Source organism: Streptomyces sp. CB01249 (assembly GCF_001905735.1).
Taxonomy (GTDB): Bacteria; Actinomycetota; Actinomycetes; order Streptomycetales; family Streptomycetaceae; genus Streptomyces.
This window is the reverse complement of the sequence record NZ_LISW01000002.1, coordinates 422,208-447,623: the sequence shown is the minus strand read 5'-3', so window position 1 is coordinate 447,623 and position 25,416 is coordinate 422,208. Positions and strand designations below refer to the sequence as shown.

The window sequence follows — 25,416 nt, the reverse complement described above, 5'->3', positions numbered from 1 at the left end:
GCCTCAGCCCGCGAGGCCGTTGAGCAGGGTGCGGGCGAGGGACGCCGCGAAGTCGTCGAGCGGCTGGGGCGGTTCGCCGTCGTCCGTGGCGTCGTAGGCGAAGGCGCGCTGGGCGCAGGCGCCGAGGAGCAGTGCCGCGGCCGCGTAGGTGTCGGCGTCGGGGCGGACGCGGCCGGCGGTCTGTTCGGCCCGGAGGTAGGTGTCGACGCCCCGGATGGGCAGGTGGGGGCCGGTGCCGAGCTCTCGCATGGCCGCGTCGTGGCGCTCCTTGAGCCTCGGTTCGGCGTACAGGGAGGCGGCGATCGGGAAGCTCTGCTCGTAGAACAGGGCGGCCTGGCGGGCGATGTCGGTGAGGTTCTCCTCGACCGACCGCTCCCCCGCGCCGGGGTCGGCGATGAGCTCGCGCAGATCGATCTTGGGCAGCCGTTCCTTGAGGACCACCACGAACAGCTCCTCCTTGCTGAGGAAGTTCTTGTAGAGCGCGGCCTCCGAGCAGCCGGCGGCCTTGGCGATCTCCTTGGTGGTGGTCCGGGCCAGGCCCTTGGTGAGCATGAGCTCGTGGGCGGCGTCGACGAGGCGGACGCGGGCCGGCTTCTGCTCCATGAGCACTCCGATAAGACTTGACGGGTGAGTGATTACCCACCCACTCTAGAGGTGAGTGAACACTTACCCACCTCGAAGGGGTGTGCCATGAAGCTCACGGTTTTTGGTGCGACCGGCGGTATCGGGCAGGAGATCGTCCGCCAGGCGGTGGCGGCGGGGCACGAGGTGACGGCGGTGGTCCGCGATCCCGCCCGGCTCGCGGTCCCGCTCTCGGGCATCACGGTGCACACGGCCGCCCGGGTGGACGACCCGGAGGCGCTGCGGGAGGCGGTGGCGGGCCGGGACGCGGTCCTCTCCGGCCTCGGGTCCAGGGGGCGGAAGGCCGACGGGATCGCCGAGCGGCTGACCAGCGCCGTGCTGACGGCCATGGAGGCGGAGGGCACCCGGCGGCTGCTGGTGGTCAGCGCCGCCCCGGTCATCCCCACGCCCGCGGACGAGCCGTTGCTCGACCGGATGATGCTCTCGATGATCGGCGCGGTCCTCAAGGAGGTGTACGCCGATCTCACCGCGATGGAGGCGGCGCTGGCGGCCTCGGCCACGGACTGGACGTCGGTGCGGCCGCCCAAGCTGACGAACGGGCCCCTGACGGGCACCTACCGCACGGTCGTCGGCGGCAACCCGCGCAGCGGCCGGTCCATCTCCCGGGCCGACGTGGCCCACGCGATGCTGGCGCTGATCGGCGACCCCGCGACGGTGAAGCAGGGCGTGGGCGTCGCGTACTGAAGGCGTGGAGCGCCCGGGGCACGGGGCCCGGGCGCTCTACAGGCTGACGCCCACCGTCACCGGTTCGTTGACCAGGGTGACGCCGAAGGCCGCGTGCACCCCGGCCACGACCTCGCGCGCCAGGGCGAGCAGGTCCTCCGTGGTCGCCGCGCCCCGGTTGGTGAGGGCGAGCGTGTGCTTGGTCGAGATGCGGGCGGGTCCGGTGCCGTAGCCCTTGGTGAAGCCGGCCCGGTCGATGAGCCAGGCGGCGGAGGTCTTGGTGCGTCCGTCACCGGCGGGGAAGGCGGGGGGCGTCACCTCGGGGCCGAGCCGGTCGGCGACCCGGGCGAGGAACGCGTCGAACTCGGCCTGTTCCAGGATCGGGTTGGTGAAGAACGACCCGGCCGACCAGGTGTCGTGGTCCTCGGGGTCCAGCACCATGCCCTTGCCGGCACGCAGCCGGAGCACCGTCGCGCGGGCATCGGCGGCGGGAACGCGCTCCCCCTCCTGGACGCCCATGGCCCGCGCGGTCTCCGGGTACTTCAGGGGCGCCGAGAGCCCGCCGGCCTCCTCCAGGCCGAAGCGGACGCGCAGCACCACGTACCGGTCGGGTTCGGCCTTGAAGCGGCTGTGACGGTAGGAGAACGCGCACTCGGAGTTGGGCAGGACGACCGTTTCCCGGGTGCGCCGGTCGTAGGCGACGACCTCCGTGATGGTGGCGGACACCTCCTGTCCGTACGCCCCGACGTTCTGGATGGGCGTCGCGCCCGCCGAGCCGGGGATGCCGGCCAGGCATTCGAGGCCCGCGAGGCCGGCCTCCACGGTGCGGGTGACGGCGTCGGTCCAGACCTCCCCGGCGGCCAGTTCCAGGGAGCCGCCGTCGAGGACGAAGCCCTTGGTGGCGATCCGCAGGGCGGTGCCCTCGAAGCCCTTGTCGCCGATGACCAGGTTGCTGCCGCCGCCGATGATCAGGAGCGGGGTGCCGCTGTCGTCGGCCTCGCGCACGGCGTCGATCACCTCGGTGTCCGTGGTGGCCGTGAGGAGCCGGGTGGCGGGGCCGCCGAGCCGGAAGGTGGTCAGGGGGGCGAGGGGCGCGTCGTGGAGTTCCTGCACGGGGACAAGGGTACGGTCCGTGGCCCCGCCGTCTGGGCGGGGCCACGGACCGTGTGGCGGGTGCGAGGTGCGTCAGGCGGGTACGGAGACCTGCTCCTCGGCGTGGGCCGGGGTCTCGGCCGTCTCCACGGCCGCCTCCTGCTGACCGGCGGCGCGGCGGCCGGGGATCATCAGGGCGACGAGCGCGGCCAGGGCGACGACTCCGGAGCCGATCCAGACGGCGGGCACGGTGCCGTCGGTGAAGGACTGCGCGGACTCCAGGCCGCCCTGCGAGGCGAAGACGGTGGTGAGCACGGCGACCCCGAGGGCGCCGCCGACCTCGCGGAGGGCGTTGTTGGCGCCGGACGCGATGCCCTGGTCACCGGGGCGGACGCTGGACATCACCAGGCTGGCGGCCGGCGCGAAGTACAGGGCCATTCCGATGCCGCCGATGATCAGGGCGGGCAGCTGCGAGACGTAGGAGGCGTCCGGGGCGACGACCAGGGCGAAGAGGGCGAGGCCGACCGCCTGGAGGGCGAGCCCGGTCACGACCACCGGGCGGCCGCCGAACCGGTCGGAGAGCATCCCGGCGATGGGGGCGACGAGCATCGGCATGCCGGTCCAGGGCAGCATCCGCAGCCCGGCCTCGGTCGGCGAGTAGCCCAGGACGCCCTGGAGGTACTGGCTGAGCAGGAAGATCGCGCCGAACATCCCGAGGTACATCAGCATGCTGGCGATGTTGATCCCGAAGAAGCCGCGGTCCCGGAAGAGCTGCATGGGGAGCATGGGCTTGCGGCCCCGGAAGCCGTGGCGGATGAAGGCGCCGATGAGCACGATGCCCGCGATGAGGGAGGTCAGGACGGTCGGGCTGGTCCAGCCGTCGGCGTTGGCGTTGACGAGGCCGTAGACGATGCCGAAGAGACCGCCGCTGACGAGGAGGGTGCCGGGGACGTCGAGCCGGGCTCCGGGGGCGTGCGACTCCGCGAGGCGGAAGCGGGCGAGCGGCAGGAGGAGCAGGCCGATCGGGACGTTCAGCCAGAAGATCCACTGCCAGGAGATGTGCTCGGTGAGGCTGCCGCCGATCAGGGGTCCGCTGGCCACGGCGAGGCCGGTCGCGGCGCTGAAGATGCCGAGCGCCATGCCCCGCCGGGCGGGCTCCACGGCGGCCGTGAGCAGGGTGAGCGTGAGCGGCATCATGATCGCGGCACCGACGCCCTGGACGGCGCGGAAGGCGATGAGTTCGTTGATGCCGGACGAGAGGGCGGCCGCGGCGGAGGCGCCGGTGAAGACGGTGAGGCCGGCGAGGAAGAGCCGGCGGCGGCCGAAGCGGTCACCGAGGGCGGCGCCGAACATCAGCAGGACGGCGAAGGTGAGCGTGTAGGCGTTGACCGTCCATTCCAGCTCCTCCATCTCCCCGCCGAGGCTTTCGCGGATGGACGGCAGGGCGGTGGTGACGACGAGGTTGTCGAGAGCCGCCATGAAGCCGGCGACGCTGGTGATGACGAGGGCCCAGGCCGCTCCCGCGCGGCCCTTCGATTGCTGGTTCACTGCTCCCCCTGAGGGTTAGTTATTGATGACTAACTTTTCTGGGCAGAAAACCGGGCGGAACCCGGGGTCGAACACGTTCAGGAGACCGGCTGGGCGGAGGCGTAGAAACCGGACCAGATCCGGTGTCCGGCCGGGAAGCCGAGCGAGGTCAGCGTGTTGGCGAGCATGCCGTACGCGAGGAACTGGGTGGTGTCGTTGACCTCGGCGCCGAGCGCGAGGTTGACGGAGTCGAAGAGCTCCAGCCAGCCGGCCCGCACCGACTCGCCGAACTCGTGGTCCCCGGCGGCCTCGGCGGCGGCGACGGCCGCGTACATCTGCATCTGCATGAGCAGCTTCTCGGGGTCGTCGGCGATCAGCTGCTGGTAGGCGCGGGCCATGGCGTGCAGCGCCTCTTCGCCGGCCAGCCCGTCGGCCGCCTCGGCGAAGACCCGCCGGGTCTCTTCGAGGCAGCGCTCGGCCGCCGCGAGGAACATCGCTTCCTTGTTGGGGAAGAGACGGAAGAGGTACGGCTGCGAGACACCCACCCGCTGGGCGATCACCGCGGTGGAGGTCGCACTGTACCCGCCGCGGGCGAACTCGGTGATCGCCGCGCGGATGACGCTCTCGCGTCGCTCATCTGCACTCATCCTTGCCATGCCCATAAGTTAGTACTCAATCACTAACTTCGTCAAGCGGGTGTCGGGCGGAGTTGCGAACCGGGGTACGCGTAAGGGGCACGGCCTCCTGGACCGTGCCCCTTACATCGCGTCGCGCCGCCGCCCGCCGTCAGGCGAGCTGCACCACGGCCCGGGACATGCCCAGGACCTTCTTGCCGTCGCTCATGACCGTCAGGTCGACGCGCACCCGCCGGTCGTCCAGCAGGGCGCCCACCTTGCCGCTGACCTCGATCTGCGCACCCTTGTCGTCGTCGGGGACCACGACGGGCTTGGTGAAGCGCACCCCGTACTCCACCACCGCGCCCGGGTCGCCGGTCCAGTCCGTGACCACGCGGATCGCCTCGGCCATCGTGAACATGCCGTGCGCGATCACATCGGGCAGCCCGACCTCGCGCGCGAAGCGCTCGTTCCAGTGGATCGGGTTGAAGTCGCCCGAGGCACCCGCGTACTGCACGAGGGTCGCCCGGGTGACCGGGAAGGACCGCGCCGGCAGCTCCGTACCGACCTCGACGGACTCGTAACTCACCTTCGCCGTCATCACGCCTCCTCGGCGGCGCGCGCCACCAGCTTCGTCCAGGCGGTCACGACCAGCTCACCGGACTCGTCGTGGACGTCCCCTCGGACGTCCAGGATGTCGTTGCCCGCCATCGACTTCACGGCCTCGATGGTCGAGACGACCGACAGCCGGTCACCGGCGCGCACGGGGCGGACGTAGACGAACTTCTGGTCGCCGTGCACGACCCGGCTGTAGTCCAGGCCGAGCTGGGGGTCCTCGATGACCTGGCCGGCGGCCTTGAAGGTGATCGAGAACACGAAGGTCGGCGGCGCGATCACATCGGCGTGGCCGAGGGCCTTGGCGGCCTCGGGGTCGGTGTACGCGGGGTGGGCGTCGCCCACGGCCTCGGCGAACTCGCGGATCTTCTCCCGTCCGACCTCGTACGGCGCGGTGGGCGGATAGGTCCGTCCCACGAAGGACTGGTCGAGCGCCATGAACTCGCAACCTCCTGATGAAAGAACGACTGGGCCGGCCTGTGACGGCGTCCGGCCCCATTCAACGCCAAACCCGCCGCACAACGACACGAGGCCGCCCCCCGAAGGGGACGGCCTCGTGTACGAGCCTGATTCAGCGCGTTTCGCGGTGCGCGGTGTGCGAGTTGCAGCGCGGGCAGTGCTTCTTCATCTCAAGACGGTCCGGGTTGTTACGCCGGTTCTTCTTGGTGATGTAGTTCCGCTCCTTGCACTCCACGCAGGCCAGCGTGATCTTCGGGCGGACGTCGGTGGCAGCCACGTGAGTGCTCCTTGGACGGACGATGGACGGATGAACGCAAAAAAGAGTAGCCGATCGAAGGACCGACCCCACAATCGGCTACTTTTAGTAGCGGTGACCGGACTTGAACCGGTGACACAGCGATTATGAGCCGCTTGCTCTACCGACTGAGCTACACCGCTTTGATGACTGGGCCCCCCGCCGAAGCGGGGTTTCCGATCACCAGAGCCCCAATGCGGAATCGAACCGCAGACCTTCTCCTTACCATGGAGACGCTCTACCGACTGAGCTATTGGGGCGAGCGATGAAGACATTACACGCTCGGTCGCCGATCGCCCAAATCCGTTTCCCGGTGCCCGCCCGACCTGGTCGCGTACCCCGCTCGGGGCTCCCTCACACCGCTGATCAGCAAGGCCGCACCGGTACGACTATTGCGCTCCTCCGCCGACCGGGCCGCGCCCGCCCCTAGGCTCTACTCACTCTGCGTGATCTTGACCCCTTCCCAGGAGCACGATGTCCGACAGCCAGCCGCGGCGGCCCGACGACCACGCGGCCGACACCACCGGCGGCCCGGAGACCTCCGCCCTGACGCTCTGCGGCGCCCGTCTCGCCGACGGCCGCGTCGTGGACGTACGCGTCTGCGGCGGCCGCATCGAGGCCGTCGGGACCGCGGGCAGCCTCACCGCCGCCCCCGGCGCCCGCCTCGACCTGCGCGGCCACCTCCTGCTCCCCGCGCCCGCCGAGCCGCACGCCCACAGCGACACCGCCCTCACCGCGGACGGCTCCGGGCCCGTGTCCGAGCGGCCCGAGGACATCCGGCGCCGCGCCACGGAGGCCGCCCTGCTCCAGCTCGGCCACGGCGCGACGGCCCTGCGCTCGCACGTGCGGATCGGCGGCCCCCAGGGACTGGCGGCGCTCGAAGCCGTCCTCCAGGCCCGGCGCTCGCTGCGCGGCCTGGCCGACCTGACCCCGGTCGCCGTCCCCCGGCTGCTCACCGGCGTCGCCGGGGCGGGCAACCTGTCGATGCTCCGCGACGCGGTGAAGATGGGCGCCGGCGCGGTCGGCGGCCGCCCGGACCTCGACCCGGACCCGGCGGGATACGTGGAGGCCGTCCTGGAGGTCGCCGCCGAGCACGGCTGCCCCGTGGACCTGCACCTGGACGGCGACGACCCCGCCCGCCTCGCCCGGTTCGCCGCGCTGGCGGGCGGCCTGCGCCAGGAGGTCACCATCGGCCCCTGCGCCGGTCTCGCCCGCCTCCCCGCCGACGTCGCCGCCCGGGCGGCCGGCCAGCTCGCGGCGGCCGGGGTGAGCGTCACCTGCCTCCCCCAGGGCGGCTGCTGCGGTACGGAACACCGGGGCGCCGCCCCCGTACGGCTGCTGCGGGAGGCCGGGGTGCGGGTCGCCGCGGGCAGCGGTGCCCTGCGCGATCCGGCCAACCCGGTGGGGCGCGGCGACCCGCTGGAGGCGGCGTTCCTGCTGGCCTCGCAGGGCGGCCTGCGCCCCGAGCACGCCTACGCGGCGGTGTCCGCCGACGCCCGGCACGTCATGGGGCTCCCCGAGGTCCGCGTCGAGGCGGGCTTCCCGGCCGAGCTGCTCGCCGTACGCGGGGACGGGCTGGCCGGGGCGCTGTCGCTGGCGTACAGCCGGATCGTGGTGCACCGGGGGCGGGTGGTGGCCCGGACCAGCGCGGTGCGCGAGTACTGCGACTCGGAGGCCGGCGGCGGGCCCGGTCTTCCCCGCCAGGGACGGCCGGAATCCACCGGCGGGCCGTGAGCGTCGCGGCGCGCTCCGGCGTACCGTCGGTCGTATGCGCATTGTCATCGCAGGTGGACATGGTCAGATCGCGCTGCGGCTGGAGCGGTTGCTCGCCGCGCGCGGGGATGAGGCGGCCGGCATCATCCGCAACCCCGGACAGAGCGACGACCTCAGGGCGGTGGGCGCCGAGCCCGTGGTGCTGGATCTGGAATCGGCCACGGTCGACGAGGTCGCCGAGGCACTGCGGGGCGCCGACGCGGCGGTCTTCGCGGCCGGTGCGGGCCCCAACAGCGGCACGGCCCGCAAGGACACCGTGGACCGGGGCGCGGCCGTGCTCTTCGCGGACGCGGCGGAGCGGGCGGGGGTGCGGCGTTACGTCGTGGTCTCGTCCATGGGCGCGGACCCGGACCACGCCGGGGACGAGGTGTTCGACGTGTATCTGCGGGCCAAGGGCGAGGCGGACGCGGACGTACGCTCCCGCTCCGCCCTGGACTGGACGATCCTGCGCCCCGGGATGCTCACCAACGACGCCGGCACCGGCCAGGTCCTCCTGGCCGCCTCCACGGGCCGGGGCCCGGTCCCCCGCGACGACGTGGCGGCGGCCCTGGTCGAGCTCCTGGACACCCCGGCCACGGCGGGCCTGACCCTGGAACTGATCTCGGGCAACGTGCCGTTGACGGTCGCGGTGAAGGACATCGCGGGCAACTGACCCACCCCACGAAGAAGGCCCCCGTTCGAAGAACGGGGGCCTTGCTTGTGGCGGCGCCAGGGTTCGAACCTGGGTAGGCTGAGCCGGCAGATTTACAGTCTGCTCCCTTTGGCCACTCGGGCACACCGCCAAGGGATGCCGCCTTCGAGTCCGGGTTTCCCGCGGTGCTCTCTGGCAACGACGTAAACAATACCTGATGACCGAGGGTGCTACGCCACCGGATTGTTCGGAGGCCCGGGCGGTCTCGGGTGGCTAGGCTTTACGCGGCCGCTGCGCCAGGTACGCACTTTCCAGCACCCCCGATCCAAGGAGCCACACGTCATGGCCGACTCCAGTTTCGACATCGTCTCGAAGGTCGAGCGGCAGGAGGTCGACAACGCCCTCAACCAGGCCGCCAAGGAGATCTCCACCCGTTACGACTTCAAGGGCACGGACGCGTCGATCGCGTGGTCCGGCGAGAAGATCCTGATGCAGGCGAACGGCGAGGAGCGGGTCAAGGCCATCCTCGACATCTTCCAGTCCAAGCTGATCAAGCGCGGGATCTCGCTGAAGTCGCTGGACGCCGGTGAGCCGCAGCTGTCCGGCAAGGAGTACAAGCTGTTCGCCTCGATCGAGGAGGGCATCTCGCAGGAGAACGCCAAGAAGGTCGCGAAGATCATCCGCGACGAGGGGCCCAAGGGCGTCAAGGCCCAGGTCCAGGGCGAGGAGCTGCGGGTCACCTCGAAGAGCCGGGACGATCTGCAGGCCGTGCAGGCGCTGCTGAAGGCCCAGGACTTCGACTTCGACGTGCAGTTCGCGAACTACCGCTAGAACGTCGTGGTCCGGGCACGGAACCCCTCGTTCCGTGCCCGGACTGCATGTCCGAATACCGCCGGTTCCGGCGGTTCGGGCGCAGCAGACTGGTCCGTGGCGGCCGGCTTCCCGGCCGGTCGTACGGACGAGGAGAGGGACCGGTCATGACCATGTACGCGACGGTCGACAGCCCGCTGGGTGAACTGCTGCTGGTCGGGGAAGAGGCCCCGGGCGGGGCGGGTGTCGCGCTCGTCTCGCTCTCCGTGCCGGGCCAGAAGGGCGGCACCGTCGTCCAGGACGGCTGGGTGTACGCGCCGGAGGCGTTCGCGGGGGTCGCCGCCCAGTTGCGGGAGTACTTCGAGGGGCGCAGGACGCGCTTCGAGCTGGTGTACGCGCAGGGGCGGGGCACCGAGTTCCAGCGGCGGGTCTGGGCCGCGCTGGACGCCGTTCCGTACGGCGAGACGGTCTCGTACGGGGAGATCGCCGCGCGCGTCGGCGCGAGCGGCGCCGGGGTGCGGGCCGTGGGCACGGCGATCGGGCGCAATCCGCTGCTCGTCGTGCGGCCGTGCCACCGGGTGATCGGCGCGGACGGCGCGCTGCGCGGGTACGCGGGCGGGCTTGAGCGCAAGGAACGGCTGCTGGGGCTCGAAGGGGCCCTGGCGGGGCGTTGACGGGCCGCCGCTGATGGACGGGCTCTTCCCCAGGTCGCGGGCGGTCGTCGCGCCGGGGGCCGTGCATGTGCCCGACTGGCTGTCGCCGGAGCGGCAGCGGGAGTTGGTGGCGGCGTGCCGGGAGTGGGCGCGGGGGCCCGTGCCGCTGCGGCACACCGCGTTGCCGGGTGGCGGGGTCATGTCGGTGCGGACGGTGTGCCTCGGGTGGCACTGGCAGCCGTACCGCTACTCGCGTACCGCCGACGATGTGAACGGCGCCCCGGTCGTCCCGTTCCCGGGCTGGCTCGCGGAGTTGGGGCGGGCGGCGGTGGCGGAGGCGTACGGGCCGGAAGGCGGCTCGGAGGCGTACGCACCGGATGCCGCGCTGGTCAACTTCTACGACGGCACGGCCCGGATGGGCATGCACCGGGACAACGAGGAACGGTCCGGGGCGCCCGTGGTGTCGCTCAGCCTCGGCGACACGTGTGTCTTCCGGTTCGGCAACACGGAGGGCCGGGGCAGGCCGTGGACGGACGTGGAGCTGGCGTCCGGGGACCTGTTCGTGTTCGGCGGTCCGGCACGCCGGGCGTTCCACGGAGTGCCGGTGGTCCGGCCCGGCACCGCCCCTCCCGGTACGGGGATGAGCGGTGGCCGGCTCAATGTGACGTTGCGTGAAACAGGGTTGGGCGGCTGAGGTCAGCGGCGTTCGCGGGAGTTGCCGAAGAGCAGCCGGTAGGCGATCAGCAGGATCAGTGAGCCGCCGATGGCCGCGACCCAGGTCGCCGGGTCGAAGAAGTCCTTGGTGATCTCGCGGTCCAGGAAGCGCGACGATATCCAGCCGCCGAGGAACGCGCCGACGATCCCTATGAGCGTGGTGCCGATCAGGCCGCCGGGGTCGCGCCCCGGCAGCAGGATCTTGGCGATGACGCCCGCGATGAGCCCGAGAATGATCCAGCCGATAATGGTCATGCGTGCGAACCTACCCGTCCCTCTGTCCTGGAATCCAAGACGCCGGGGACGGGCGGGTGGTTGCGTGCGCCGCGGTCCGGGGGCCTACCAGCCGGCGAACTGCTCGTCGGTGCGCACGATCTCCTTGCCGAAGGGCATCAGGGACACCGGGATCAGCTTGAAGTTGGCGATGCCCAGGGGGATTCCGATGATCGTGAGGCACAGGGCGATGCCCGTGGTGATGTGACCGAGCGCCAGCCACCAGCCGGCGAGGATCAGCCAGAGCACGTTGCCCACGCAGGACGGGCCGCCCGCGTCCCGGCGGTCGACCACCCGGTGGCCGAAGGGCCACAGGGCGTAGACGCCGATCCGGAAGGCGGCCAGGCCGAAGGGGATGCCGATGATCGTGATGCAGAGCAGGAGTCCCGCGAGCAGGTAGCCGAGGAACATCCAGAATCCGCAGAGGACCAGCCAAATGACGTTCAGAATGGTTTTCACGGGCGAGGACCTGCCATCTGCTCGAGTCGGGCGATGCGCTCCGCCATCGGCGGGTGCGTCGAGAACATCTTGGACATCCCCTGCCCCGCGCGGAACGGGTTGGCGATCATCATGTGGCTCGCGGTCTCGATCCGGGGCTCCGGGGGCAGCGGAAGCTGCTGTGTCCCCGCCTCCAGCTTCCGCAGGGCACCGGCGAGGGCCAGCGGGTCGCCGGTGAGCCGGGCGCCCGAGGCGTCCGCCTCGTACTCCCGGGAGCGGCTGACGGCCAGCTGGATGACGGACGCGGCGAGCGGGCCCAGGATCATGATCAGCAGCATGCCGAGGAGGCCCGGTCCCTCGTCGTCGTTGGAGCGGCCGACCGGGATCAGCCAGGCGAAGTTGACCAGGAACATCACGACGGAGGCCAGCGCTCCGGCGACGGACGAGATGAGGATGTCCCGGTTGTAGACGTGGCTCAGCTCGTGGCCGAGGACGCCCCGCAGCTCGCGCTCGTCCAGGAGGCTCAGGATGCCCTCGGTGCAGCAGACCGCCGCGTTGCGCGGATTGCGGCCGGTCGCGAAGGCGTTGGGGGCCTGGGTCGGGGAGATGTAGAGCCGGGGCATGGGCTGGCGCGCCGAGGTGGAGAGCTCGCGGACCATGCGGTAGAGCTGGGGCGCCTCGAATTCGCTCACGGGGCGGGCGCGCATGGCCCGCAGCGCCAGCTTGTCGCTGTTCCAGTACGCGTACGCGTTGGTGCCGACCGCCACCACGAGGGCGACGATCAGGCCCGTACGGCCGAAGAAGCTGCCGATGACGATGATGAGTGCGGACAGGCCCCCGAGGAGTACGGCGGTTCTCAGCCCGTTGTGCCGGCGGTGCACGGTACGCCCTCCAAATCGTGCAGCAGGGGAGCCCTTGGCGGGTGGGGCCCCACCGCTCAGTGGAGCCTCCCGTACTGGTCAACGCCAGGCGGCGGGAGCGAGTTCCCTGGTCCGGACGGCCCGACGGCCCAGGCCGGCCCCGCTGTACGCGTGGGTCCGGGCTCTGGGCCGTCCGGGTGGAGGGGTGGGGTGCGCTCAGCGCTGGGCGGGGAGCTTCGCGAGTTCCACGGCCTCGGGGTCGGGCTCGACCTCGCTGGTGCAGTGGGCGCAGCGGGAGGCGATGGCCGGGATCTCCGTGTAGCAGCGGGGGCAGTCGCGCAGGGCGGCCTTGATGTCGACCGGCTCGTCGGCCTTCTTGGCGTTGAAGCGGTCCTGGACCTTGGCCATCGGCATGACGACGCCGAAGTAGAGGACGGCGGCGGTGATGAGGAAGGCGATGGCGGCGGCGATGAACAGGCCGTACGGGAACTTCACGCCGTCGACCGTGAAGTGCGCGTTGCTGAAGTCGCCGGTGCCGCGCGTGATGATGCCGATCAGCGGCACGATGAAGCCGTTGCTGAACCCGGTGACGACCGCGGTGAACGCGGCTCCGACGGCGAGACCGACCGCCATGGAGATGACGTTCCCGCGCAGGATGAAGTCCTTGAACCCGCTCAGCACTGCTCTGGCTCCTTGTGGTGTTGAGAACGTCGTACGCGTTCCAAGGCACCGACCTTGCCCTGTGCGGGCGGCCCGGGGCAAGCCGATCTTGTCACCTTTCGAACAGGTGATCGATATCAGAAGAGATTGACGGCGGCGAATCTCAGCACGGTCTGCGGAGCGCCCGACAGGACGACTCCGGCGGCCGCGGTGAGGACGATCGCCGCGGTCAGGGGCGCCGGGACGCGGTGCCGTACGGCGGGCGCGGCCTCTTCCCCGTCGGCGGGCGCGCGGAACAGGGCGGCCGTCCACTGGAGGTAGTAGTACAGGGCGACGACGACGTTGACGGCCATCACGACGGCGAGCCAGCCCAGGCCCGCGTCGACGGCCGCGGAGAACACCGTGACCTTGGCGAAGAGCCCGATGATCCCCGGCGGCAGCCCGGCCAGGCAGAGCAGGAAGAACGCCAGCGCCAGGGCGGCCAGGGGCCGGGTGGCGTACAGGCCGCGGTAGTCGTCCAGACGGTTGCCGGGGCGGGTACGGGCGACCAGGGCGGCCACCGCGAACGCGCCGAGGTTCACGACGGCGTACATCAGGGCGTACGCGACGGTGGAGCCGATCCTGCGCTCCCCGGCGTACGCGGCGGCGGCGATCGGGACCAGCAGGTACCCGGCCTGGGCGACGGAGGACCAGGCGAGCAGGCGTACGGCGCTGCGCGCGCGGGAAGCGCTCTGGCGCAGCGCGGCGACGTTGCCGACGGTCATCGTGAGCGCGGCGAGGACCGCGAGGGCGGGGCCCCACACGTCCGCGTAGGCCGGGAAGGCGATCACGGTGACGAGGATGAGGCCGGTGAAGCCGACCGCCTTGCCGACGACCGAGAGGTAGGCGGCGATGGGCAGCGGGGCGCCGACGTAGGTGTCGGGCACCCAGAAGTGGAAGGGCGCGGCGGCCGTCTTGAAGGCGAAGCCGACCAGGGTCAGCGCGACGCCCGCCCCGGCGAGGGTGGAGAGCTGGGGGTCGACGCGGCCGAGGCGCCCGGCCAGGTCCGTGAGGTGGAGCGTGCCGGTGGCCGCGTACACGAAGCTGACGCCGAGGAGCATCACGGCGGTGGCGGTCACGGAGGACAGGAAGAACTTGAGCGCGGCCTCGGAGGAGCGCCGGTCGCCGCGCTTGATGCCGACGAGGGCGAACGCGGGCAGCGAGGCGACTTCGAGGGCGATGACCAGCGTGGCGAGGTCCCGCGACGCGGGCAGGAGCGCGGCGCCGGCGGCGGACGAGAGCAGCAGGAACCAGAACTCGCCGGCCGGGAGCTTGCGGGTGTCGCCGATCGAGAGCAGCGCGGTGAGCAGGGCGCCGCCGAGCACGAGGGCCTGGATGACCAGCGTGAAGTGGTCGGCGGTGTAGCTGCAGGCGTGGCTGCCGGTGGTGAGGCAGAAGGTGGAGCGGTCGCCTTCGTGGAGCGGGATGATCAGGGCGAGCGAGGCGACGAGCCCGGCGACGGCCCCGTAGCCGAGGAGCGGTTTGCGGGCCTCGGCGACGAAGAGGTCGGCGACCAGGACGACGAGGGCGACGGCCGCGGCGGTGAGCGGGGGCGCGATGGCGAGCCAGTCGACGGACTGGACGAGGCTGGTGGCGCTCTCGGCCGCTGTGGTCACGACTTGCCTCCTGCGAGGAGCTTCTGCACGGCCGGGTCGGTGAGGCCGAGGAGGACGGCGGGCCACAGGCCGGCGAGGACGGTGAGGGCCGCGAGGGGGGTCCAGGCGGCGAATTCATAGCTCTGGACGTCGGCGATCGGCTGCGGTTCGTCGCGCTGGGCGCCCATGCAGACGCGGCGGACCACGATCAGCAGGTACGCAGCGGTGAGCAGGGTGCCGAAGGCGGCGATCGACATGAACGTCAGGAAGGCGGGCCTGCTCAGCCCCTCGGCCGGGTCGAACGCGCCGAACAGGGCCAGCATCTCGCCCCAGAACCCGGCGAGTCCCGGCAGCCCGAGGGAGGCGACCGCGGCGAACGCGAGGAGGCCGCCGAGGCGGGGCGCGCGGCCGTAGAGCGCGGCGCCGGTGGCTCCGGCGAGGGTGTCCAGGTCGGCGGTGCCGTACCGGTCCTTGACGGCGCCGACCAGGAAGAACAGCAGGCCGGTGATGAGCCCGTGGGCGATGTTGGCGAAGAGCGCGCCGTTGACGCCGGTGGGCGTCATGCTCGCGATGCCGAGGAGCACGAAGCCCATGTGGCCGACGGAGGAGTACGCGATGAGCCGCTTCAGGTCGCCCTTGGCGCCGGGCCGGGCGAGGGCCAGGCAGGCGAGCGACCCGTAGACGATCCCGGCGACGGCGAAGGCCGCGAGGTACGGGGCGAAGGTGTGCATCCCGTCGGGGGCGACCGGGAGCAGGATGCGGACGAAACCGTACGTGCCCATCTTCAGCAGGACGCCCGCGAGGAGCACGGAGCCGACGGTCGGGGCGGCGGTGTGGGCGTCGGGCAGCCAGCTGTGGAGCGGCCACATCGGGGTCTTCACGGCGAGCCCGATCCCGATCGCCAGAACGGCGGTGACCTGCACGGACGAGGTGAGCCCGCGGCCGTTGTCAGTGGCGAGTGCCACCATGTCGAAGGTGCCGCTCTTCAGTCCGATGAGGAGCAGGCCCAGCAGCATGACGACCGAGCCGAGCAGTGTGTAGAGGATGAACTTCCAGGCGGCCGCCTGCCTCCCCGCACCGCCCCATCGGGCGATCAGGAAGTACATCGGGATGAGCACCATCTCGAACGCCAGGAAGAACAGGATCAGGTCGAGGACGGCGAAGGTGGCGAGGGTGCCGGACTCCAGGAGGAGGACCAGCGCGACGAACGCCTTCGGGGAGGGGCCTTCGGGCAGCTTGAAGTAGCTGTAGAGCGCGCAGAGGAAGGTCAGCAGCGCGGTCAGGACGAGCAGGGGGAGCGAGATGCCGTCGATGCCGAGGTGGATGCGCACGTCGAGCGCCGGGATCCAGCTGATGTCGGTGGTGGCCTGCATCTTCGACGGGTGGTCGTGGTCGAAGCCGGCGGCCAGCACCAGGGTCGCCAGGAGGATGACCCCGGTGACGGTCACGCCGTGGCGGAGCACGGCCTGGTCGGGGCTGCGGCCCTTCAGCCCGGGCGGGGCGGGGAGCAGGGCGGCGACGGCCCCGATGAGCGGGCCGACGACGACGAACGCCAGAAGGAACTGCATCACGGATGCGCTGATATCGATCACGGCTCAGGACCCCGCGTTGACGTTGGCGAAGACGACGGCGGCGACCGCCAGGACCAGGGAACCGGCCAGCAGTGCGCTGAGGTAGGTCTGCACATTGCCGGTCTGGGCGCGCCGGACGGCCGTGCCGAGCCAGCGTGCGCCGGTGGCGGAGCCGCGTACGTAGGTCTCGACGACCTCGCGGTCCAGGAAGCGGACGAGGCGGGCCGCGGCCTGGACGGGGCGGACGAACAGCGCCGCGTACAGGGCGTCGAGGTGGAAGCCGGTGGCCGCGTGGCGGTGGAGCGGGCCGAGCAGCAGGCGTCCGGGGTCGGCGGGGTCGGGGGCGTCCCCGGCCGGGCCGTAGGCGGCGGTGCGGGCCTCGATGGCCTCGATCTCCACGAGGGCCGGTTCCGCGTCCGGGTGGGCGACGACCGAGCCCATGGGGACGCGGGCGGCGAGCGCGGTGGTGTGGCGCCAGGCCGCGTAGGTGACCAGGCCGCCGACGAGGCCGACACCGGTGGACAGGACCGCGGTGGTCAGCGAGGGGACGAGGCGGTGGCCGTCGAACCAGTCGCCGATGACGCCGACGCTCAGCCCGAGGGCGATGGTCGGGACGGCCAGGACCCACAGGACGGCGGTCATGGCGGCGGGCTGCCTGCCGTGGTCGGGGGCCTCGGCGCCCCGGCCGCGGAAGGCGAGGAGCCAGAGGCGGGTGGCGTAGGCGGCGGTGAGCACGGCGGCCAGCAGCCCGGCGACGAGGACCGTCCAGCCGGCGGCGGCCGGGGCGACGTGCCGGTCACCGAGGGCGGTGTGCTCGGCGGCGACGAGGACGGCTTCCTTGGAGAAGAAGCCGGCGAACGGGGGGATGGCGGCGAGCGCGAGCAGCGCGACGGTCATCGTCCAGTAGGCGTCCGGGATGCGGCGGGCGAGGCCGCTCATCCGGGACATGGCGGCCAGTGAGTTGGTGCCGGCGGCGTGGATGACGACGCCGGCCGCGAGGAAGAGGACCGCCTTGAAGGCACCGTGCGAGATGAGGTGGAAGACGGCGGCCCCCCGGTCGCCGACGGCCAGGGCGCCCGACATGTAGCCGAGCTGCCCGATGGTCGAGTAGGCGAGGACGCGCTTGATGTCGTCCTGGGCGAGCGCGGCGAGCCCGGACCCGATCATGGTGACGGCCGCCATCAGGGCGAGGACGACCAGGGCCGCGCCGGAGGCCGCGAAGACGGGGAGGAGCCGGGCGACGAAGTAGATGCCGGCGGCGACCATCGTCGCCGCGTGGATCAGCGCCGAGACGGGGGTGGGGCCGGCCATGGCGTCGGGGAGCCAGGTGTGCAGGGGGAACTGCGCGGACTTGCCCGCGACCCCGGCCAGGAGGAGGAGCGCGATGAGGGTGGGGTGATCGAGGCCGCCGTGGGCGACGGCGCCCAGGATGCGGGTGATGCGGAAGGAGCCGGTGTCGGCGGCGAGCGCGAACAGGCCGATGAGGAAGGGGACGTCGCCCAGCTTGGTGACCAGGAACGCCTTCAGGGACGCGGCGCGCGCCTCGGGCGTCTCCCAGTAGTGGCCGACCAGGAAGTACGAGCAGATGCCCATGACCTCCCAGCCGACCAGCAGCACCATCAGGTCGCCGGAGTAGACGACGAGCAGCATCGCGGAGGTGAAGAGGGAGACCAGCGCCGCGTACGAGGGGTAGCGGGGGTCGTCGCGGAGATACGCGGTCGAGTAGATCTGCACGCAGCTCGCGACCAGGGCGACCAGCACGGCGACGAGGACGGCGAAGCCGTCGAGGTGCAGCGCGAGGTCGATGGGGACGGAGCCGGTGGGGGTGAGCTGGGTCGCCGCGTCGATGGCCCGGCCGCCGCCCTGGCGCGCGGCCACGGTGGCCGCGAGGACGAGCGAGACGAGGGAGGGCAGGACGGCGAGCGGGCGCACGTACTCGGGTGCGGTGCGACCGAGGAGCAGCCCGGCCGCCGCGCCGAGGAACGGGAGGAGGGGGACGAGGACGGCGAGGGTCGTGGTGGTCACGGGGTGGCCTCTGCCTTCTTTGCCTTCCCTGCCGCAGCAGTGGCCTGGTCTTCGGGGTCGGGGGCGTCGTCCTCGTCGTCGCCGGCCGGGACGGTCTCGGCCTCGTCGGTCTCGGCGGTGTCGCGGAGGCGGTCGACGGCGGAGCTGCCCCGGTTGCGGTAGACGGCGAGGACGATCGCCAGGCCGATGCCGATCTCCGCCGCCGCGATGGCGATGGTGAACAGGGTGAGGGCCTGGCCGGAGTGCAGGCGGTCGCGGAGCCAGACGTCGAACGCGACCAGGTTGAGGTTGACGGCGTTGAGCATCAGCTCGACGGACATCAGGACGAGGATCGCGTTGCGGCGGGCGAGGACTCCGTACAGCCCGGTGCAGAAGAGGAGGGCGGCGAGCACCGCGGGATAGGCGAGGTGCATCAGCGCGCGTCCTCTCGGGGCGGGGTGGCGTCGGCCCGGTCCGCTGCCCGGCCGCCCTTGCGGGAGAGGACGATCGCGCCGACCAGCGCGGCGAGCAGGAGGACGGAGAGCGCTTCGAAGGGCAGCACCCAGTTACGGAAGAGGAAGGCGCCGGTGACCTCGGTGGAGCCCTGGGCGGGCCGGTCCAGCTCGATCCACGTCGTACGGAAGGCGTCCACGACGACCCAGACCAGGGCGCCGGCGGAGGCGACGGCGACCGCGAGGGCGGGCAGGCGGTTCTCCGAGTCGGCGTCCGGGGAGCGGCCGATCGGGGCCCTGGTGAGCATCAGCCCGAACAGGAGGAGGACGACGACGGAGCCCACGTAGATCAGTACCTGCACCCAGGCGATGAACTCCGCCGTGAGCAGGAGGTATTCGACGGCGAGGCCGCCGAGCGCCACGATCAGCCAGAGGGCGGCGTGCACCAGCTGCCTGGTCGTGACGGTCACGAGGGCCGCGCCGAGGGTGGCGATGCCGACGAGGACGAAGGCGATCTCGACGCCTGCCGGGGAGAGGAAGCCGGGGGCCGCCTCGGCGGCCGCGAGGGCGGTGATCACTCGTCGCCCTCCTCTGCGGCGGCTTCCTGTGCCTGCTGTTCCTGCTGGGCGCGGAGCTTGTCGGCCGTCTTGCGGGCTGCGGCGAGTTCCTTCGGTTCCTCGGCGAGCGGGTCGAGCGCGGGCGGTTCCGGGACCGTCCACATCCAGTCGCGCAGCTTGTCGCGCTCATGGGTGAGGTCCAGGATGTCCGTCTCCGCGTACTCGAACTCCGGCGACCAGAACAGCGCGTCGAACGGGCAGACCTCGATGCAGATGCCGCAGTACATGCAGAGCGAGAAGTCGATCGCGAAGCGGTCGAGGACGTTGCGGCTGCGTTCGCGGCCGCCCGGGGCCGCGGCGGGCACCGTCTCCTTGTGGGAGTCGATGTAGATGCACCAGTCGGGGCACTCGCGGGCGCACAGCATGCAGACCGTGCAGTTCTCCTCGAACAGCGCGATGACGCCGCGCGAGCGGGGCGGCAGTTCGGGCTGCACGTCCGGGTACTGGGCGGTGACGGTCTTCTTCGTCATCGTCCGCAGGGTGACGGCGAGGCCCTTGGCCAGACCTGAGCCGGGGATCGGGGGCACTAGTTGATCGCCACCTTCACGATGCCGGTGAGCGCGATCTGCGCGAGAGCGAGCGGGATGAGGGTCGTCCAGGCGAGCTTCTGCAGCTGGTCCTCGCGCAGGCGCGGGTACGTCACGCGCAGCCAGATCACGACGAACGCGAGGATGCCGGTCTTCAGCAGGGTCCAGACCCAGCCGAGTCCGTCGGCGCCCATCGGGCCGTGCCAGCCGCCGAGGAACAGCACGGTGGTCAGCCCGCACAGCACGACGATGCCGGCGTACTCGGCGAGCAGGAACAGCGCGAAGCGGAGGCCGGTGTACTCGGTGTACGCGCCGAAGATGATCTCCGAGTCGGCCACCGGCATGTCGAACGGGGGGCGCTGCAGTTCGGCGAGTCCGGCCACGAAGAAGACCAGGGCGCCGGTGATCTGCCAGGGCAGCCACCACCATGCGAACGCGTCGAGGATGCCGGGCAGCGAGACCGTGCCCGCCGCCATCGCCACCGAGGCGGCGGCGAGCAGCATCGGCAGCTCGTACGCGAGGAGTTGCGCGGCGGTGCGGAGGCCGCCGAGCAGGGAGAACTTGTTGGCCGACGCCCAGCCGGCCATCAGCGAGCCGAGTACGCCCACGCCCATCACGGCGAGCACGAAGAAGATGCCCGCGTCGACGACCTGGCCGACCGCGCCCTCGCCCGGGCCGATCGGGATCGCGACCAGCACGAGCAGATACGGGAGGAGGGCCACGGCCGGCGCCAGGCGGAAGACCTTGCGGTCGGCGCCGGCGGGGACGATGTCCTCCTTCTGCGCGAACTTCACGCCGTCGGCGACGAGCTGGGCCCAGCCGTGGAAGCCGCCCGCGTACATGGGGCCCAGGCGGCCCTGCATGTGGGCCATGACCTTGTGTTCGGTCTGGCCGACGACGAGGGGGAGGACCATGAAGACGGCGAAGACGATGACGATGCGGAGGGCGACGTCCAGGGCGTCGTTCACTCTTGATCGCCTCCGTTGTCGGGGGTGTCGGGTGTGTCGGTGTCGGGTCGAACCGGGGGCTCCGCCCCCGGGCCCCCGCTCCTCAAACGCCGGAGGGGCTGATCTTCGCCCGCCGTGTGCCACGGGGCGTCCGCGCCCTGCTGGCTCGCCGAGCCCTGGGACGCGCTGCGGCTGCGGCGCGGGCGGGCTTCCGGAGGGGTCGTCGGGGTCGCGTCGCCCGCCGTGCGGGCCCGCCTCGCCGGGCGCGCCGGAGCCGGCGGCAGCTGGCCCTTGAGGGGGCCCCACTCGTTCGGGTCCGGGACGCCCGGGGGGAGCATCGTGCGGCGCTTCGGGCCGCCGTGGTCCGACTCGCCCGGTTCCTTCGCGCCCGGCCATGCCTTCGCGACGCGGGCGGCCAGCACGAAGTCCTTGCGGAGGGGGTGGCCCTCGAAGTTCTCGGGGAGGAGGAGCGGGACCAGATTCGGATGGTCCTCGAAGACGACGCCGAACATCTCGTGCGTCTCGCGTTCGTGCCAGGCGGCCCCCGCGTACACACCGATCGCCGTCGGCAGCGACGGGGCCTCGTGCGGCACCGTCGTGCGCAGCAGCAGGCGGCGGACCCCGGAGCCGGGCAGTGCCGCCACGTGCGCGCACACCCGGAAGCCCGTGCCCGGTTCGTCCACCGCGCTCAGCCAGTCGAAGTACGTGCAGCCGAGGGCGTCGCGGGCGGTTTCGAGGGCGGTGATCCACGCGGCGGGCGGGACGTCCACCGTCAGCAGGTCGTACGCCTGCTCGGCCGTCGCTTCCTCGCCGAAGATGTCCGTCACCGCGTCCGGGAGGCGGTCGAAGGCGTCGGTCACTTGTCCTCCCCCTCGGCCGGAGGCGGCGTCACCAGGCCGCTGCGCAGCGCCGCCGTCGACGGACGGGCGCCCGCGGCCTCCGCGTAACGCTCCCCCAGCGACTCGCGCGCGATCTTCTCCTGGAGCTTCAGGATGCCCTGGAGCAGCGCCTCGGGGCGGGGCGGGCAGCCGGGGACGTAGACGTCGACGGGGATGATCTGGTCGACGCCCTTCGTGACGGAGTACGAGTCCCAGTACGGGCCGCCGCAGTTGGAGCAGGCGCCGAAGGAGATGACGTACTTGGGCTCGGGCATCTGCTCGTACAGGCGCTTGACCGCCGGGGCCATCTTGTCCGTCACCGTGCCGGAGACGATCATCAGGTCGGCCTGGCGCGGGCCCGGCGCGAAGGGGATGACGCCGAGCCGGATGAAGTCGTGGCGCGCCATGGAGGCGGCGATGAATTCGATGGCGCAGCAGGCGAGTCCGAAGTTGAAGACCCAGAGGCTGTAGCGGCGGCCCCAGTTGAGGACCACCTTCATCGGTTCCGGCGCGAGCCTGGACAGGACGCCCAGGCGCTTCGGTTCCGGGAGGAACGTGGGTACGGCGGCGGGTTCGTCCCCCGCCCCGGCCGACGACGGGCTCGTCACGTCCATTCGAGGACGCCCTTCTTCCATGCGTAGAGCAGTCCCACGGCCAGGAAACCGAGGAAGATGAACATTTCCACCAGCGTGGTCGCGCCGTATCCCGGCGCCGCGAAGACCGTCGCCCAGGGGAACAGGAAGATCGAGTCGACGGCGAAGATCACGTACAGGAAGGCGTACACGTAATAGCGGACCTGGGTGTGTGCCCAGCCCTCCCCCACCGGGTCCACGCCGCACTCGTACGTGAGCAGTTTCTCCGGCGTCGGGACCACCGGCCGCAGCAGCCGGCCCGCGCCGAAGGCGACGGCGACGAACAGGACGCCCACCAGGGCGAGGAGTCCGACCACCGAGTAGCTGTGGAAGTAGTCCGACGACGCGAGCACCGTCCGCGCCGGTGTCGATGCCGCACCGGGAAGACCCGTCACGTCCGCCCCTCGCTCCCTAGCCCCGTCCACGATCTGTACGCACGGGAGTCTAGGCCCTGTAAAGGACGGGTAAGCAGTTGCGTCGGGCAACGAACGGGGAACGAGGGTGGGACGGGCGGGGCACGAGTGGGGCACGGGTGGGGATATCCCTACTTCACCTCACCCACGAGCCCCATGGCATCCGCCTCGCGCGCCCGGCAGGCTGGTCGTATGACCATGAGCCCCCAGGTGCCCGCCCACGACGGGCCGCCTCCCGTCCGCTTCGCCTTCGGCCGGTGGACGTGGAAGGAGGTCGCGCACCTTCTTTCCAACCTGCCGACGGCGATCGTCGGTTTCGTCTACACGGTGGTGATGATCGCGATCGGCGTGGGCCTCGCGGTCACCGTCGTCGGTCTGCCGCTGCTGGCCGCCGGGCTCCAGGGGTCCCGGCTGATCGGCCGCGCCGAGCGCGCCCGCGCCCGCAAGCTGCTGGGGGTCGTGGTCGAGGAGCCGAGCCCGCCGGCCCGGGGCCGCGAGGACGACGGGTTCTTCGTGTGGCTGTGGACCAGCCTGCGCGACCCGGTCGCCTGGCGGGCGGCCCTGTACTCGTTCGTACGGCTGCCGTGGGGCATCCTCACCTTCGTCGTGACGCTCGTCTGCCTCATCGTGTGGCCGGCGCTCCCCTACGCGGCGCGGCTGATGGGCAACGCGGACCGGGCCATGGTGCGCGGGCTGCTCTCGCCCTCCGACGACCTGGAACGCCGCATCGCGGAGCTGGAGTCGGACCGGGGCGTGGTGGTCGACACGGCCGCCGCGGACCTGCGCCGCATCGAGCGCGACCTGCACGACGGGGCGCAGGCCCGCCTCGTCGCCCTCGCGATGGGGCTCGGCCTGGCCAAGGAGAAGCTGACGGACGATCCGGAGGCGGCCGCGCGCATGGTGGACGAGGCACACGGCGAGGTGAAGGTCGCCCTCCAGGAACTCCGCGACCTCGCCCGCGGCATCCACCCCGCCGTCCTCACCGACCGCGGCCTCGACGCCGCCCTCTCCGCGATCGCCTCGCGCTGCACCGTGCCCGTCTCCGTACGGGTGGATCTTCCGGGGCGCCCGGCGCAGGCCATCGAGGGCATCGCGTACTTCACGGTCTCGGAACTCCTGCAGAACGTCAGCAAGCACAGCGGGGCCCGTACGGCGTCCGTCGACGTGTGGCGCTCCGGCGACCGGCTGCTGATCCAGGTCGGCGACGACGGGCGGGGCGGGGCCTCGATGGACGGCGGTACGGGCATGGCGGGGCTCGCGGAGCGGCTGGACGCCGTCGACGGGGTCTTCGTACTCGAATCGCCCGCCGGCGGCCCGACGACCGTCACGGCGGAGCTGCCGTGGCGCGACCGGGGCGCCGAGAAGAGCGCCCAGCGCGTCAAGGGGTAGGGAAAACCCCCGCTCCGAGACGGATACCGCCCTCATGGTGCGGCGGCGCCCCGCCCAGCACTCTTGAAGTACAGAACGCACGCACCTCCACAGACGCACGCACCTTCACGGACGCAGAAGAAACGGACGGAACCCCATGGCCACGGCATACGGACCGGACACACGGGACCCTCAGCGGTCGGGAAGCGGCCTCGGGAACCGTCCCCCGCGGCGACACGTCCTGCCGGCCGCGCTGCGGGCGCCGCTGGAGGGCAGGACCTGGCGCGAGTTCCTCTACCTCATGCTGAGCCTGCCGATCAGCATCGTGCTCTTCACCTTCGCGATCACCATGGTCTCGCTGGGCGCCGGGCTCCTCGTCACCTTCCTCGGCATCCCGGTGCTGGCGGGCGGCCTGGCGATGTGCCGGGGCTTCGGGATGCTGGAGCGGACCCGGGCGCGGACCCTGCTGCGGCTGGACGTGGCCGATCCGGCGCCGGTGCGCGGCCGCAAGGGCGGGCTGCTGTCCTGGACCGGCGCGGTCCTGAAGAGCGGGGTGTCCTGGCGGCACCTGCTGTACGCGCTGCTGCACTTCCCGTGGGCGGTCTTCGCGTTCTGCGTCGCGCTGACGCTCCAGGCGTGGGGCTGGGCGGCGCTCACCTACCCGCTGTGGCACTGGTTCGTGCCCTCGCACACCGGCGTCTCGGGCATCCAGCTGTACGGGGACACCCAGCACGAGGTCTACCTCGACTCGGGCGTCGATCTCGCGCTGACCGCCGGGCTCGGCCTGGGCATCGTCCTCGTCACCCCCTGGGTGATCCGGGGCCTGGCGACCGTCGACCGGCTGATGGTCGCGGGGCTGCTGAGCCCGTCCCGGCTGGCGGAGCGCGTCACGGAGCTGGAGTCGGACCGGGGTGTCGTCGTGGACACCGCCGCCGCGGACCTCCGCCGCATCGAGCGCGACCTCCACGACGGCGCCCAGGCCCGCCTCGTCGCCCTCGCCATGGACCTGGGCCTCGCGAAGGAGAAGCTGACGGACGACCCGGAGGCGGCCGCGCGCATGGTGGACGAGGCGCACGGCGAGGTGAAGGTCGCCCTCCAGGAACTCCGCGACCTCGCCCGCGGCATCCACCCCGCCGTCCTCACCGACCGCGGCCTCGACGCCGCGCTCTCCGCCGTCGCCTCGCGCTGCACCGTGCCGGTCACCGTGGAGGTGGACCTCCCGTCCCGGCCCGCGCAGGCCATCGAGGGCATCGCGTACTTCACGGTCTCCGAGCTCCTCCAGAACATCAGCAAGCACTCCGGGGCCACCCGCGCCTCGGTCGACGTGTGGCGCACCGAGGACCGCCTCCTGCTCCAGGTGACCGACGACGGGCGCGGCGGCGCCGACCCGGCCTCGGGCAGCGGGCTCGCCGGGCTCACCGAGCGGCTGGATGCCGTCGACGGGGTCCTGGTGGTCGACTCGCCGGTGGGCGGCCCGACGAAGGTCACGGCGGAGCTGCCCTGGCGCGGCTGACCGCGCATCCACGGCACGGCACCACTGAGGTCAACCCCGCGAACGCTCGCGACGTCACTGCCGTTACTGGGATGCTGGACGGCGTACGGGCCGTACCGGCGAGCGAGCGAGCAGTGGGGGAAACAGCGTCGTGGTGGAGGA

At 71.9% G+C, this 25,416-nt stretch carries 29 protein-coding genes and 3 tRNA genes; 8 read left to right on the top strand and 24 right to left on the bottom strand.

What is annotated here, in order from left to right; translation table 11 throughout:
* Positions 1 to 3 precede the first annotated feature (3 nt).
* On the bottom strand, positions 4 to 603 hold the full coding sequence (locus AMK18_RS10490; RefSeq protein ID WP_018101266.1) for a TetR/AcrR family transcriptional regulator: 600 nt from the start codon (positions 601 to 603) through the stop codon (positions 4 to 6).
* A gap of 87 nt (positions 604 to 690) precedes the next feature.
* Here AMK18_RS10490 and AMK18_RS10485 point away from each other — a divergent pair, with 87 nt between their 5' ends.
* Positions 691 to 1,326 carry an NAD(P)-dependent oxidoreductase gene (locus AMK18_RS10485; RefSeq protein WP_073862611.1) on the top strand — a complete coding sequence of 212 codons (636 nt, stop codon included), beginning with the start codon at positions 691 to 693 and terminating at the stop codon, positions 1,324 to 1,326.
* A 36-nt stretch (positions 1,327 to 1,362) separates the two neighbouring features.
* Here AMK18_RS10485 and AMK18_RS10480 read toward each other — a convergent pair whose 3' ends face one another.
* From AMK18_RS10480 to AMK18_RS10445, 8 genes are all read right to left on the bottom strand, one after another.
* A complete protein-coding gene (locus AMK18_RS10480; protein ID WP_018101268.1) occupies positions 1,363 to 2,418 on the bottom strand; it encodes a UDP-N-acetylmuramate dehydrogenase in 1,056 nt (351 codons plus the stop codon).
* Between the two features lie 72 nt (positions 2,419 to 2,490).
* Entirely contained in the window at positions 2,491 to 3,945 is a 1,455-nt protein-coding gene (locus AMK18_RS10475; RefSeq protein ID WP_073862610.1) for an MFS transporter, read from the bottom strand.
* A 77-nt stretch (positions 3,946 to 4,022) separates the two neighbouring features.
* Positions 4,023 to 4,571 carry a TetR/AcrR family transcriptional regulator gene (locus tag AMK18_RS10470; protein WP_018101270.1) on the bottom strand — a complete coding sequence of 183 codons (549 nt, stop codon included), beginning with the start codon at positions 4,569 to 4,571 and terminating at the stop codon, positions 4,023 to 4,025.
* Between the two features lie 139 nt (positions 4,572 to 4,710).
* The gene (locus tag AMK18_RS10465) at positions 4,711 to 5,139 is read right to left on the bottom strand and encodes a MaoC family dehydratase (protein WP_018101271.1); all 429 of its coding nucleotides are present in this window, start codon (positions 5,137 to 5,139) and stop codon (positions 4,711 to 4,713) included.
* Complete coding sequence (locus tag AMK18_RS10460) at positions 5,139 to 5,591, bottom strand: MaoC family dehydratase N-terminal domain-containing protein (RefSeq protein ID WP_018101272.1); 453 nt, start codon at positions 5,589 to 5,591, stop codon at positions 5,139 to 5,141. The genes AMK18_RS10465 and AMK18_RS10460 overlap by 1 nt, the downstream gene beginning before the upstream one ends.
* Before the next feature lie 133 nt (positions 5,592 to 5,724).
* On the bottom strand, positions 5,725 to 5,889 hold the full coding sequence (gene rpmG, locus AMK18_RS10455; RefSeq protein ID WP_003956487.1) for a 50S ribosomal protein L33: 165 nt from the start codon (positions 5,887 to 5,889) through the stop codon (positions 5,725 to 5,727).
* A gap of 88 nt (positions 5,890 to 5,977) precedes the next feature.
* Positions 5,978 to 6,050, bottom strand: a tRNA-Met gene (locus AMK18_RS10450).
* Between the two features lie 44 nt (positions 6,051 to 6,094).
* Positions 6,095 to 6,167, bottom strand: a tRNA-Thr gene (locus AMK18_RS10445).
* Between the two features lie 214 nt (positions 6,168 to 6,381).
* On the opposite strand from AMK18_RS10445, the gene AMK18_RS10440 reads away from it, so the two are divergent.
* Both AMK18_RS10440 and AMK18_RS10435 read left to right on the top strand, forming a co-directional pair.
* Positions 6,382 to 7,641, top strand: coding sequence for an amidohydrolase family protein (locus AMK18_RS10440; RefSeq protein WP_073862609.1), 1,260 nt, complete (start codon positions 6,382 to 6,384; stop codon positions 7,639 to 7,641).
* Between the two features lie 34 nt (positions 7,642 to 7,675).
* Positions 7,676 to 8,332 (top strand): SDR family oxidoreductase, encoded by a 657-nt coding sequence (locus AMK18_RS10435; RefSeq protein ID WP_073862608.1) that lies wholly within the window; start codon positions 7,676 to 7,678, stop codon positions 8,330 to 8,332.
* A gap of 48 nt (positions 8,333 to 8,380) precedes the next feature.
* Here AMK18_RS10435 and AMK18_RS10430 read toward each other — a convergent pair.
* Positions 8,381 to 8,462, bottom strand: a tRNA-Tyr gene (locus AMK18_RS10430).
* 191 nt (positions 8,463 to 8,653) lie between these two features.
* On the opposite strand from AMK18_RS10430, the gene AMK18_RS10425 reads away from it, so the two are divergent.
* The 3 genes from AMK18_RS10425 to AMK18_RS10415 all read left to right on the top strand — a co-directional run bounded on the left by AMK18_RS10425 (position 8,654) and on the right by AMK18_RS10415 (position 10,468).
* The gene (locus AMK18_RS10425) at positions 8,654 to 9,142 is read left to right on the top strand and encodes a YajQ family cyclic di-GMP-binding protein (RefSeq protein ID WP_018101275.1); all 489 of its coding nucleotides are present in this window, start codon (positions 8,654 to 8,656) and stop codon (positions 9,140 to 9,142) included.
* Between the two features lie 146 nt (positions 9,143 to 9,288).
* Positions 9,289 to 9,795: a methylated-DNA--[protein]-cysteine S-methyltransferase gene (locus tag AMK18_RS10420; protein WP_073862607.1), complete on the top strand. Its 507-nt coding sequence runs from the start codon at positions 9,289 to 9,291 to the stop codon at positions 9,793 to 9,795.
* A 13-nt stretch (positions 9,796 to 9,808) separates the two neighbouring features.
* Entirely contained in the window at positions 9,809 to 10,468 is a 660-nt protein-coding gene (locus AMK18_RS10415; protein WP_073862606.1) for an alpha-ketoglutarate-dependent dioxygenase AlkB family protein, read from the top strand.
* 2 nt (positions 10,469 to 10,470) lie between these two features.
* Here the strand turns inward: AMK18_RS10415 and AMK18_RS10410 are convergent, their stop codons facing one another.
* The 14 genes from AMK18_RS10410 to AMK18_RS10345 all read right to left on the bottom strand — a co-directional run bounded on the left by AMK18_RS10410 (position 10,471) and on the right by AMK18_RS10345 (position 22,376).
* On the bottom strand, positions 10,471 to 10,743 hold the full coding sequence (locus tag AMK18_RS10410) for a GlsB/YeaQ/YmgE family stress response membrane protein (RefSeq protein WP_018101278.1): 273 nt from the start codon (positions 10,741 to 10,743) through the stop codon (positions 10,471 to 10,473).
* 84 nt (positions 10,744 to 10,827) lie between these two features.
* Positions 10,828 to 11,220 carry a YccF domain-containing protein gene (locus AMK18_RS10405; protein ID WP_026171283.1) on the bottom strand — a complete coding sequence of 131 codons (393 nt, stop codon included), beginning with the start codon at positions 11,218 to 11,220 and terminating at the stop codon, positions 10,828 to 10,830.
* Positions 11,217 to 12,080: a zinc metalloprotease HtpX gene (gene htpX / locus AMK18_RS10400; protein WP_018101280.1), complete on the bottom strand. Its 864-nt coding sequence runs from the start codon at positions 12,078 to 12,080 to the stop codon at positions 11,217 to 11,219. The genes AMK18_RS10405 and htpX overlap by 4 nt, the downstream gene beginning before the upstream one ends.
* A 195-nt stretch (positions 12,081 to 12,275) precedes the next feature.
* The gene (gene mscL, locus AMK18_RS10395) at positions 12,276 to 12,740 is read right to left on the bottom strand and encodes a large conductance mechanosensitive channel protein MscL (protein ID WP_018101281.1); all 465 of its coding nucleotides are present in this window, start codon (positions 12,738 to 12,740) and stop codon (positions 12,276 to 12,278) included.
* A 116-nt stretch (positions 12,741 to 12,856) separates the two neighbouring features.
* Positions 12,857 to 14,374 (bottom strand): NADH-quinone oxidoreductase subunit N, encoded by a 1,518-nt coding sequence (locus tag AMK18_RS10390; protein WP_073862605.1) that lies wholly within the window; start codon positions 14,372 to 14,374, stop codon positions 12,857 to 12,859.
* Positions 14,371 to 15,921: a complex I subunit 4 family protein gene (locus AMK18_RS10385; protein ID WP_018101283.1), complete on the bottom strand. Its 1,551-nt coding sequence runs from the start codon at positions 15,919 to 15,921 to the stop codon at positions 14,371 to 14,373. The genes AMK18_RS10390 and AMK18_RS10385 overlap by 4 nt, the downstream gene beginning before the upstream one ends.
* A 27-nt stretch (positions 15,922 to 15,948) precedes the next feature.
* Positions 15,949 to 17,949: an NADH-quinone oxidoreductase subunit 5 family protein gene (locus AMK18_RS10380; protein ID WP_073862604.1), complete on the bottom strand. Its 2,001-nt coding sequence runs from the start codon at positions 17,947 to 17,949 to the stop codon at positions 15,949 to 15,951.
* Positions 17,946 to 18,362, bottom strand: coding sequence for an NADH-quinone oxidoreductase subunit NuoK (nuoK, locus tag AMK18_RS10375; protein WP_073862603.1), 417 nt, complete (start codon positions 18,360 to 18,362; stop codon positions 17,946 to 17,948). The genes AMK18_RS10380 and nuoK overlap by 4 nt, the downstream gene beginning before the upstream one ends.
* On the bottom strand, positions 18,362 to 18,958 hold the full coding sequence (locus AMK18_RS10370) for an NADH-quinone oxidoreductase subunit J family protein (RefSeq protein ID WP_073862602.1): 597 nt from the start codon (positions 18,956 to 18,958) through the stop codon (positions 18,362 to 18,364). The genes nuoK and AMK18_RS10370 overlap by 1 nt, the downstream gene beginning before the upstream one ends.
* On the bottom strand, positions 18,955 to 19,524 hold the full coding sequence (locus tag AMK18_RS10365) for a NuoI/complex I 23 kDa subunit family protein (protein WP_073862601.1): 570 nt from the start codon (positions 19,522 to 19,524) through the stop codon (positions 18,955 to 18,957). The genes AMK18_RS10370 and AMK18_RS10365 overlap by 4 nt, the downstream gene beginning before the upstream one ends.
* Positions 19,524 to 20,492 (bottom strand): complex I subunit 1/NuoH family protein, encoded by a 969-nt coding sequence (locus AMK18_RS10360; RefSeq protein WP_018101288.1) that lies wholly within the window; start codon positions 20,490 to 20,492, stop codon positions 19,524 to 19,526. The genes AMK18_RS10365 and AMK18_RS10360 overlap by 1 nt, the downstream gene beginning before the upstream one ends.
* Positions 20,489 to 21,331 (bottom strand): NADH-quinone oxidoreductase subunit C, encoded by an 843-nt coding sequence (locus tag AMK18_RS10355; RefSeq protein WP_073862600.1) that lies wholly within the window; start codon positions 21,329 to 21,331, stop codon positions 20,489 to 20,491. The genes AMK18_RS10360 and AMK18_RS10355 overlap by 4 nt, the downstream gene beginning before the upstream one ends.
* A complete protein-coding gene (locus tag AMK18_RS10350; RefSeq protein WP_018101290.1) occupies positions 21,328 to 21,963 on the bottom strand; it encodes an NADH-quinone oxidoreductase subunit B in 636 nt (211 codons plus the stop codon). Before AMK18_RS10350 ends, AMK18_RS10355 begins: the two co-directional genes overlap by 4 nt.
* The gene (locus AMK18_RS10345) at positions 21,954 to 22,376 is read right to left on the bottom strand and encodes an NADH-quinone oxidoreductase subunit A (RefSeq protein ID WP_376455720.1); all 423 of its coding nucleotides are present in this window, start codon (positions 22,374 to 22,376) and stop codon (positions 21,954 to 21,956) included. Before AMK18_RS10345 ends, AMK18_RS10350 begins: the two co-directional genes overlap by 10 nt.
* A gap of 210 nt (positions 22,377 to 22,586) precedes the next feature.
* On the opposite strand from AMK18_RS10345, the gene AMK18_RS10340 reads away from it, so the two are divergent.
* The gene (locus AMK18_RS10340; protein WP_198956975.1) at positions 22,587 to 23,783 is read left to right on the top strand and encodes a sensor histidine kinase; all 1,197 of its coding nucleotides are present in this window, start codon (positions 22,587 to 22,589) and stop codon (positions 23,781 to 23,783) included.
* Positions 23,784 to 23,919: 136 nt separating this feature from the next.
* Entirely contained in the window at positions 23,920 to 25,275 is a 1,356-nt protein-coding gene (locus AMK18_RS10335; RefSeq protein WP_073862599.1) for a sensor histidine kinase, read from the top strand.
* The last annotated feature ends 141 nt before the right edge of the window (positions 25,276 to 25,416 follow it).

Bases quoted from the DNA above. Each gene is read 5' to 3' on its own strand.
- AMK18_RS10410 (WP_018101278.1), bottom strand. From the start codon at position 10,743: ATGACCATTATCGGCTGGATCATTCTCGGGCTCATCGCGGGCGTCATC.
- AMK18_RS10340 (WP_198956975.1), top strand. From the start codon at position 22,587: ATGACCATGAGCCCCCAGGTGCCCGCCCACGACGGGCCGCCTCCCGTC.
- AMK18_RS10350 (WP_018101290.1), bottom strand. From the start codon at position 21,963: ATGGACGTGACGAGCCCGTCGTCGGCCGGGGCGGGGGACGAACCCGCC.
- AMK18_RS10335 (WP_073862599.1), top strand. From the start codon at position 23,920: ATGGCCACGGCATACGGACCGGACACACGGGACCCTCAGCGGTCGGGA.
- AMK18_RS10415 (WP_073862606.1), top strand. From the start codon at position 9,809: ATGGACGGGCTCTTCCCCAGGTCGCGGGCGGTCGTCGCGCCGGGGGCC.
- AMK18_RS10470 (WP_018101270.1), bottom strand. From the start codon at position 4,571: ATGAGTGCAGATGAGCGACGCGAGAGCGTCATCCGCGCGGCGATCACC.
- AMK18_RS10490 (WP_018101266.1), bottom strand. From the start codon at position 603: ATGGAGCAGAAGCCGGCCCGCGTCCGCCTCGTCGACGCCGCCCACGAG.
- AMK18_RS10460 (WP_018101272.1), bottom strand. From the start codon at position 5,591: ATGGCGCTCGACCAGTCCTTCGTGGGACGGACCTATCCGCCCACCGCG.
- AMK18_RS10420 (WP_073862607.1), top strand. From the start codon at position 9,289: ATGACCATGTACGCGACGGTCGACAGCCCGCTGGGTGAACTGCTGCTG.
- AMK18_RS10440 (WP_073862609.1), top strand. From the start codon at position 6,382: ATGTCCGACAGCCAGCCGCGGCGGCCCGACGACCACGCGGCCGACACC.
- AMK18_RS10465 (WP_018101271.1), bottom strand. From the start codon at position 5,139: ATGACGGCGAAGGTGAGTTACGAGTCCGTCGAGGTCGGTACGGAGCTG.
- AMK18_RS10485 (WP_073862611.1), top strand. From the start codon at position 691: ATGAAGCTCACGGTTTTTGGTGCGACCGGCGGTATCGGGCAGGAGATC.
- AMK18_RS10425 (WP_018101275.1), top strand. From the start codon at position 8,654: ATGGCCGACTCCAGTTTCGACATCGTCTCGAAGGTCGAGCGGCAGGAG.
- AMK18_RS10385 (WP_018101283.1), bottom strand. From the start codon at position 15,921: ATGCAGTTCCTTCTGGCGTTCGTCGTCGTCGGCCCGCTCATCGGGGCC.
- AMK18_RS10435 (WP_073862608.1), top strand. From the start codon at position 7,676: ATGCGCATTGTCATCGCAGGTGGACATGGTCAGATCGCGCTGCGGCTG.
- nuoK (WP_073862603.1), bottom strand. From the start codon at position 18,362: ATGCACCTCGCCTATCCCGCGGTGCTCGCCGCCCTCCTCTTCTGCACC.